The sequence below is a fragment of the Streptomyces candidus genome (assembly GCF_014207445.1).
Classification (GTDB): domain Bacteria; phylum Actinomycetota; class Actinomycetes; order Streptomycetales; family Streptomycetaceae; genus Streptomyces; species Streptomyces candidus.
In genome coordinates, this window is record NZ_JACHEM010000044.1 from 1 (window position 1) to 7,762 (window position 7,762).

Below are 7,762 nucleotides of genomic sequence, written 5' to 3' on the forward strand. Positions count from 1 at the left end.
GTACAGGTACAGAGGCCCGACGCAGGGGTCGGGGCCCGTCACGGTCCATCGCCCCGTCCCGCTTCACCTCGCTGAGGTCTTCGGGCTCGACGAGACAGTCGTGATACCCACCAGCATGCAGTCGGCGCCCGCCAAAAAGGGGGCCCACAGGGACAAACTGGAAGATCCGAAACGCCTGCGTCGGAGCGCTCAGCGCCCGGGAGCCAGGACGGTCAGCACACCCGATGGGATTCCCAACTGACCCAATCGGGACAGAAGGGCTGCTTCCTGTTCCCGGGTTACCTCAAACCACAAGGACGTTCCCGAGTCGCTGGCACTGAAAACCTGCCGGCCCTCACACCAGCCTTCCGCCTGGATCGTGTAGGGAGCCAAGTCCAACAGCACCTTGAAGTGCCCATCGTCTCGGACATCAAGGTCGATCCCCATCCCGGGATCAGAGCGCCTGGAGCGGGCACCGCTCACGACCTCCTCCCGACCCAGTGACAAAGCACGTTCATACGAGTCCAGGACTTCGGGCGACCAGGCGTCATCACTGTACGCGTCGATGTGGGCTGCATCGATGTTCGAACGCAGCACGTGAAGAGCTTCGCGATGAACACACACAACGTCCGCAGGGCGAACTCCGTCCGCGAGTACGAGCTCGCGGACCCGGGCGCCATTCTGACTGATCACATGCAGGACCCTCCCACAGGCAGCCCACTGGCTCCACCGAGAAATGCCTCCCCAACGTGATCACTATCAGCCAGGCCCTAGCCCGACGGCAGGCACACGTCCTCTTCGCGATGCACCGCGACGGCACCTTCTACGAACCTCAACCCTCCGAGTCAGGCTGACTCGGCGAGAGCCCGCCGTGCTTCAGCCCACAGCCGCTCGAACTGCTCCGCGGAGATCTCGGCCGCCTGCGGCTGGTCCTGCCAGCAGTCCATGGCACCTTCGGCAAGAACGCCGTACTGCTGTTCATAGCGGAACATCGCCACGAGATCTGCATCGTCACGCAAGTGCAGCACCTCTTCCAACGAGGCCGCCCTCACTGGACGCGAGTCCTGCCCCCCGAAACTCAACTGCCGCGCTGCCCAGCCTTCGTCATCGACTTCGATGTACAGCCACAGATCTTCGTCCTCGTAGTAGGTGCGGAACCAGGTCGCCATGTCGCCATCCTGACCCACGAGCTTGACCAAAGAGATAGAGGCACCCTCCATGATCCGTGCCGGGCGCGAGTGTCGCGTCATCACGTCCGCCGACCTGGCGCGCCTCCGCACAGTCATGCCCGTCAGCCGCGGGGTTTGGCACCATCAGTCTGCTGAACGGGGCCACGGGCCCCAAGGTCTCGGGTGGCCAGTACGGCCACCTCTCGCGCTCAGTGGCCGTCCATCCCGCTCAGTCACAATTCGCGGCGAGTAGCGTCCAGGCTGCATACGCCCGGCGGGAAAAACTGAGCTTCGTGGCAGGCGGCGCTGAGAGGCTGCACGAGGCGGCAGGGCCGCCGGAAGAGGTGAGGCGGTGGCCCTCGCGCACGTGCGCGGGAACGCGGGGGCCACCGGCGCTTCGTCCTGTCGGGAACGTGCACTCACGACCGTACGGGCACACACTCCCACCCGCATCCGGGCAGGCGCTGCGCAAGCGCGCGCGAGTGACAGGCCGTCAGCGCTTCAGGAGCGGCCACGGCATGGTCTTGGCACCGGCGTTGGCGGCCACGGCATGGCGCCTCAGCGGGGCTGGACGGTTGTTCAGCCCCGCTCCCTTGTTCAGCCCCGTGAGGGGCTGGAGAGGGAAAGGCCAGGTCAGATGCGCTTTCTACATTGGTCTGCGGGGCTGACGGGGCTGAACTTTCCAGTTATGAGCCAAATAGAGAGTGTGTGTTTCATGTGCCCGCGCATGTATCTCTGAAGTTGCTATGTGAGTCATAACTGGCAGGTTCAGCCCCGTCAGCCCCGCGAAAGGTGGAAAGACCCCTCCTGAGCAGGGGCTTTGAGGAGTGGGGCTGAACGGATTCCTTGAGCCCCGTTCAGCCCCGGCCCCGGTAGAGGCGCCGCCTGGCTCCGGTTGTACGACGGTCAACAGGGTGAAGCCAGCGAGCTCTGCTTTCCCGGCCGACGGGTCTCGGGTAGTTCGAACTTTCAGCCCCGTCAGCCCCGCAGGAACGCCTACTGGGCCGCTGACCTGCTGTTATCCAGGTCAATGCGAGCGGAACTCTCAGCCCCACGATGTCCGCAGGCGCCAGAACTCAGGGGCCCGTGAACCAAAATGCCGCGACATCGCAGCCGACTGCCCAGCGCTCGTGTGATCACGTGGGCTAGGCTCAACCCGAAAGTTCAGCCCCGTCAGCCCCGTAGCCCGGCTAGTCGGGCACCCGTAGCTGTGCCGTCCGAGGATGTCCATGAGCGAGTCACCGCCGCTGCCCGGCTTTGATGCGAGCGGTGCTGCCCAGCAGATGCACCAGCTCGGAATCGACGTTGCCACGCAGCCCGTTGTCCCCGCACAGCACTCCGCCACGGCAGTTGCTGCTCCCGCAGCCGTACTGCCGGATGCTCTGACGGACCGAGGCAACGCCAAACTCTTCGCCCGCCTCTACCGTGACCGTTTCCGGTACGTGGTGGGCATGGGCTGGCACATCTGGGACGAATACCGGTGGCGTGGAGCGGGCGGCGACAACGCAGCCGTGTGGGCGGCCGGTGACATGGCAGAGGAGATCGCTACGTCCGACCCGGCCGGACGCTTCAGCGATCGTGAACTCGCCGTACACCGCAGGGGGTCGGCGTCCTCCGCGGGCATGAAGGCGATGCTGTTCCAGGCCCAGGCGGCACCGTCGCTGAACCTCGACCCGAACTCCCTCGACGGCGACGCCTACGCGCTGTGCACGCCGGCGGGCGTGGTGAATCTGAGATCGGGAGAGCTCCGCAAGCCGGACCCGCTGGTGGACATGCACTCAAGGGCAACGGCCGTGGCACCCCAGCCCATGCCCATCCCCCGCTGGCACACCTTCCTGCGCGACACCTTCGGTGACGACGAGAAGGGGCTGGAGACGATCCGGTTCCTGCACCTGCTGCTCGGCTACTCGATCACCGGGGACGTCGGCGCGCAGGTACTGCCCTTTCTCTACGGCTCGGGCGCGAACGGTAAGTCGGTTCTCTTGGAGGTCCTCACCGGCCTGCTCGGCGACTATGCGGACGCGGCCCCGCCGGGCTTTCTGATGGAGAAGGGCAAGTTCTCCGAGCACTCGACCGAGCTCACCGAGCTCCACGGGCGCCGGATCATCGTCTGCTCCGAGTTGAAGCCCAATGACAAGTTCGACGAGTCGCGCGTGAAGCTCCTTACCGGTGGCGACCGGATCAAGGCCCGGCGGATGCGGCAGGACTTCTTCTCGTTCACGCCCACTCACAAGCTGTGGCTGCTCGGCAATCACCGTCCCGAAGTCGGCACCGGAGGGCACGCCTTCTGGCGGCGCATGCGGCTCATCCCCTTCGAACGCAGCGTCCCCAACGAGCGCAAGATCGACAATCTGGCCGACGAGCTCGTCCGGAACGAGGGCCCCGGCATCCTTGCCTGGCTGATCGAAGGCTCCCAGCGCTATCTCGCCACCCGGGACCCGTTGACGGGGCCGACGTCGGTCAGGGTGGCAACGGCCGCCTACGAGACGACCGAGGACCACATCGGCCGGTTCCTCAAAGAGTGCTGCACACGCACCGGTGCGGACGGCAGGCCCAACCCGGACCTGCGCGTCGAACAGAAACTGCTGTACGAGACGTACGGGAAATGGTGCGCGGGCGAGGACATCCGTCCTTCCACGGCCAGGGCTTTTGCCAGCCGTATCCGCCAGGAACTCGGGCTCAGCTCCCCCGCCGAAATGATCAAGAGCAACGTGCTCAAGCTGTACCCCGGTCTTGCGCTCCTCGCCAGCGAGGGCGATGCTCCGTGAGCACCGGATACGTCCCGCTGACCAGCCCGCTTCCGCCCGTACGATGGACTCAACAGATGACTGCGCGCGCAGATGAACGCCGTGACCCGGACTGCCAGGAGGACTGACGAGCATGGCGCTGCAACCAAGCGATCTTGTTCACGAGGTCGAGATTGTCTGGCTGGAAGAGCCCTGCCACGACTACGTCCGCCAGGCACTCGACAAGCAGCCCACCCGTAAGGGCAAGCCGCGCTACGCGCGCGACGGGCGCCTCATCGGCTACGCGAACCTCTCCCCCGAAGCACAGGCGGCCTTCGGCAGCGGACTCTTCACCCGGCGGACCTTCTTCCTCCTGCCGCACGACCGCTCCAACGAACCCCACGGCGAATACGAAGTCGGCGCCCCACTGGAAGCCGTCGACCCGGCCACCATTGAGCCTGGCACGCCCGGAAGGAAGACCCCTCGCTCGCAGAACAGCGTTGCGATAACCCCCGCGGGCAGCACGAACACAGGCATGTAAATCTCGCCCCAGCGTCTCGGTCCTCAAGGACCGCCCTCTCCTCATCGACAGCACCGCCGACCTGTTGGAGCGAGCTCCTCGGGCCAGCCCGCAGCCAACGACTGTCCCGCCGACCGAACTGCCGCAGAAGCAGCCAAGCGAGCTGGAGAAGCGGGCGCCCGGCACAGCCGACTGACCGGTTACAGCATGGTCCTGCTACCCGAGCAGCCGTGTGGCGCCTGCGGCCATCCTCTGAAATGTCATCGCTCTCCGGGCAGCCCGGACACCCGCGGCCGTCGCGGTGGCGGTGCGGTGACAACTGATCTGCTCGGTGCCCCTCGGCACGGAGCAGGGCAGCAACAGGACCATGCGCGTTGTGCGTCAGGCACGCAACGAGCAGGACACCGGGGCCTGCGCAGGAGCAGCCTGCCGGGATGGACAAATTGATCGAGTTGGCCAGCACGCTCGTCTCGGGGGCTTTCATCGCCCTCCTCGTGGCATGGCTGACCAACCGCTCCCGTAACCGCCAGGAGCAGCAGGCTGAGATCGGCGCGCTGCGGGTGAAGGCCGACGCGATGACGGTGGCGGTGATGGAGCTGCAGGGCGCGGTCGCCGCCAACCGGTTGCTGTGGGAAGGACCTGCCGAGCGCGCGAGAACGTCCGTGTTGACCGTGCTCGCCTTCACAGGCGGGGCCGCCCGAGCTCGGATCGCCGGCGGAACGGACGTGCAGAGCGGCCTGGTGGGCTTCGGGCGCGCGGCTGAGCTGCTGAGCCGGGAGCGGGTGGCGAGCAAGCAGACCGTGGCCGCCGTGCGGGAGCCGCTCACCCGGGCTGCCACCGCAGCTGCCCCGCTTATGCGTTCCTCCGACCCGGCTGTCGTCACCGCCACCGAGCAGCTGCTGAACGCCCTGTCCGACGTGGAGGACACCGCGCGCCTGGAGAACGCCCTGGAGGCGTTCGGCAGGGCCGTCAACGCCGCCACCGTGCCCCGGCTGTCATGGCGGGCGCGGCGGGAAGCCCGACGGTGCGGGGCCCGCTGACACGGTTTTACGTCGGAGCTGCTGCTCAGTCCTGGGTGAGCTGCTGGAACTGCGGGCAGCCGATGGCATGCCATTCTCGGACGAGGATCTCCCCCTCGATGACGACGACCTCGGCGTGCCACGGCAGACAGTCGTGGCACGCATGGATCTCGTACGAGTTGCCGTCGTCGTCGAATGCCCTGAGATCAACGCAACCGACCGGTGCTCGATAGGTGACGTCCTGTCGTCGGTCTGCGCCTTCTGCCATGTCGGTCAGTATCTCGTTGTCGGGGCGCTGTGCCACTATCCCCTCAAGTTCGGCTGGCCGGGAGGCCGCATTCAGGCAGCTTCTGCCGACCGCCGCCCCACAGCCACCGCATCGTCTGAACGGAGACCAGGTGTCCATCCGAGCCATAGAGACCAACTACGCCGGGCACCGCTTCCGCTCCAGGCTGGAAGCGCGATGGGCTGTCTTCTTTGACAAGTTGGGCATCTGCTGGGAGTACGAACCGCAGGGCTACGCCGTCGGCCTGGACGGCGAGCGTAAGCCGTACCTGCCCGACTTCTGGCTGCCAAAGGAGAAGCTCTGGGTCGAGGTGAAGGGCTCTGAGGACCAGCTGGACGTGGAGTTGCTCTTCCTCGCGGCGATCCCTCATTTCGGTCTCCCGAACCCGGCTGGCCCGCACCTGGTCAATGACCATCAGGCCCGGCTGCTCATCCTGGGGCCGATCGGCCGCGTAGGCGCCCTGGCCGACTTGAGCACCGGCGAACACGCGGGTTACTCCCAGCCGACCCATACACTGCTTAGCTTCCGAAAGGGGGACGTGTTCCAAGGCACTGCCTGTTTCTTCGCCGACGGCATGGACATCACGCCTGAGGGCGGCCTCGTCGGAAACGACGGACCGTGCATCGACTGGGATACGCGTGGGTCTCGGTGGGGAAACTGGGTCGGCGGAGGAGGCTTCATCAGCGAGGACTGCGACGAAGCCGCGCACGCCGCCTATCGAGCGGCCCGCTCTGCCCGCTTTGAGCACGGCCAGACCCCGTAGTCCAACGGCGCATACGCGGGCGATCCCGGACCAGTTGATTCGGGATCGCGGATTCTAATGCCGAGGTGTGACTGAGTGCTTCAGCTGGCGGCTGTCGCCAACTGAAGCACTCACAGACATGTGCCCTCGGGCGGGCTCAAGGCAGGTGCGTCTTGTCATGGCGCGCCTGTATGCGCGCGATGACGCGCTCCTGTCCCAGCTTCTTGGCTTGGCGGAGCTTGGCTTCGGCCATGAGTATGGGAGCCCAGAGCAACCAGCCCCACAGGCTGAAGTCCAGCACTCCACTCCACACCAGTACCTTGTTCAGTCCGAACGATGCGAGGAACGTCAGCACGTAAGCTTCGACCCGGTGCGCGAGAAGCAGGCGCAGCGGTGCGTTCCGGACTCCCTGGAGCATCTCGACCGCCGCAGCGAGTTCAGCGGCCCGGAGGTCTTCCCCCGTGCCCTCGCTGGACTCGCCCCGAGCGGCTCGCCGCAGGGCGCCGGTAACCAGCACACTCTGCTCCGCTGTGGCAGCCTGTTGAGCTTGCCCGTGAGCAACGGCCAGGTTCAGGTCGTCCCAATAGCCCCGTCCGGCCCAGCCCGTCGCATCATCGACTCGCTCGCGCTCGGTTGACCCGGGTGGGGCCAGCTCTTCGATTCGTTCCTGCAGAATCACCGCACGGCGCGCCCGCCCGGGGTATTCGAAGGAGTCCGACCGCAGGCACAGTTCCAGATACGACACCATGAGCCCGAGATCGTCTTCCGCTAGTGCGAGGCCCTTGCGATACGCGGTCTCAGCGTCACGATCATGGTCGTCGTCGTCTTCTGCCGCGTGTGCCTGTCCGAGCCAGCGGAAAAGAACCGGATCCGGTCCGGATTCCTTGAGGCCTGCCTCAGCCGCTGTTCTCACAGCCTCATAGCCACCCACTGCGAAGAGCTCCGAGCATCTCTCCACGTACTGCTGCCGTTCCACGTTCCCACCCCAGCCGTCCGAGCAAGCACCTTCTGAGCCGCACTCAATCACCGCTTGATCGCGAACGCCATGTGCCTTGTGTACCCGGCAGCTGAAGCCGCTTCTCGACGCCCCGCTCACCCGGGGCCGTCTCGACTACCCACCCAGGGCGCCGACTCACGCGCTCCGCCACCTGAAGCGCTCAGGCACAGCCGGTTCGGGGCCCCTGCCGTGGGCGGGTGATCACAGCTCGATGTCGAGCCGCTCCACATCGGTGAACTCTACGCCCAGGCCGTGGGCGCGGCTGTTGTTGGCGCGGAAGTACATCTGGGCGAGGCCGTCGGCCGCGATCTGGTGGAGCTGCTG

8 protein-coding genes are annotated in these 7,762 nt (G+C 66.2%); 4 read left to right on the forward strand and 4 right to left on the reverse strand.

Translation table 11 applies throughout. The features are described 5' to 3' along the window. Positions 1-189: 189 nt before the first annotated feature. Positions 190-576 carry a hypothetical protein gene (locus HNQ79_RS32820; protein WP_185036642.1) on the reverse strand — a complete coding sequence of 129 codons (387 nt, stop codon included), beginning with the start codon at positions 574-576 and terminating at the stop codon, positions 190-192. A gap of 248 nt (positions 577-824) precedes the next feature. Further along, positions 825-1,148 carry a hypothetical protein gene (locus tag HNQ79_RS32825; protein WP_185036643.1) on the reverse strand — a complete coding sequence of 108 codons (324 nt, stop codon included), beginning with the start codon at positions 1,146-1,148 and terminating at the stop codon, positions 825-827. A 1,223-nt stretch (positions 1,149-2,371) separates the two neighbouring features. Between HNQ79_RS32825 and HNQ79_RS32830 the strand changes: the two genes are divergently transcribed. The 3 genes from HNQ79_RS32830 to HNQ79_RS32840 all read left to right on the forward strand — a co-directional run bounded on the left by HNQ79_RS32830 (position 2,372) and on the right by HNQ79_RS32840 (position 5,434). Then, positions 2,372-3,916, forward strand: coding sequence for a DNA primase family protein (locus tag HNQ79_RS32830; protein WP_373312647.1), 1,545 nt, complete (start codon positions 2,372-2,374; stop codon positions 3,914-3,916). Between the two features lie 112 nt (positions 3,917-4,028). Continuing rightward, the gene (locus HNQ79_RS32835; RefSeq protein WP_185036645.1) at positions 4,029-4,415 is read left to right on the forward strand and encodes a DUF6009 family protein; all 387 of its coding nucleotides are present in this window, start codon (positions 4,029-4,031) and stop codon (positions 4,413-4,415) included. Between the two features lie 413 nt (positions 4,416-4,828). Continuing rightward, positions 4,829-5,434 carry a PLP-dependent aminotransferase family protein gene (locus HNQ79_RS32840; protein WP_185036646.1) on the forward strand — a complete coding sequence of 202 codons (606 nt, stop codon included), beginning with the start codon at positions 4,829-4,831 and terminating at the stop codon, positions 5,432-5,434. 25 nt (positions 5,435-5,459) lie between these two features. On the opposite strand, the gene HNQ79_RS32845 is transcribed toward HNQ79_RS32840, so the two are convergent. Then, the gene (locus HNQ79_RS32845; RefSeq protein WP_185036647.1) at positions 5,460-5,681 is read right to left on the reverse strand and encodes a hypothetical protein; all 222 of its coding nucleotides are present in this window, start codon (positions 5,679-5,681) and stop codon (positions 5,460-5,462) included. Between the two features lie 130 nt (positions 5,682-5,811). Between HNQ79_RS32845 and HNQ79_RS32850 the strand changes: the two genes are divergently transcribed. Then, positions 5,812-6,462 (forward strand): PDDEXK family nuclease, encoded by a 651-nt coding sequence (locus tag HNQ79_RS32850; protein ID WP_185036648.1) that lies wholly within the window; start codon positions 5,812-5,814, stop codon positions 6,460-6,462. 136 nt (positions 6,463-6,598) lie between these two features. On the opposite strand, the gene HNQ79_RS32855 is transcribed toward HNQ79_RS32850, so the two are convergent. Next, on the reverse strand, positions 6,599-7,417 hold the full coding sequence (locus tag HNQ79_RS32855; protein ID WP_185036649.1) for a hypothetical protein: 819 nt from the start codon (positions 7,415-7,417) through the stop codon (positions 6,599-6,601). Between the last annotated feature and the right edge of the window lie 345 nt (positions 7,418-7,762).

Coding starts and splice junctions, on each gene's coding strand:
- HNQ79_RS32825 (WP_185036643.1), bottom strand. CDS start 1,148: ATGGCGACCTGGTTCCGCACCTACTACGAGGACGAAGATCTGTGGCTG.
- HNQ79_RS32830 (WP_373312647.1), top strand. CDS start 2,372: ATGTCCATGAGCGAGTCACCGCCGCTGCCCGGCTTTGATGCGAGCGGT.
- HNQ79_RS32835 (WP_185036645.1), top strand. CDS start 4,029: ATGGCGCTGCAACCAAGCGATCTTGTTCACGAGGTCGAGATTGTCTGG.
- HNQ79_RS32840 (WP_185036646.1), top strand. CDS start 4,829: ATGGACAAATTGATCGAGTTGGCCAGCACGCTCGTCTCGGGGGCTTTC.
- HNQ79_RS32845 (WP_185036647.1), bottom strand. CDS start 5,681: ATGGCAGAAGGCGCAGACCGACGACAGGACGTCACCTATCGAGCACCG.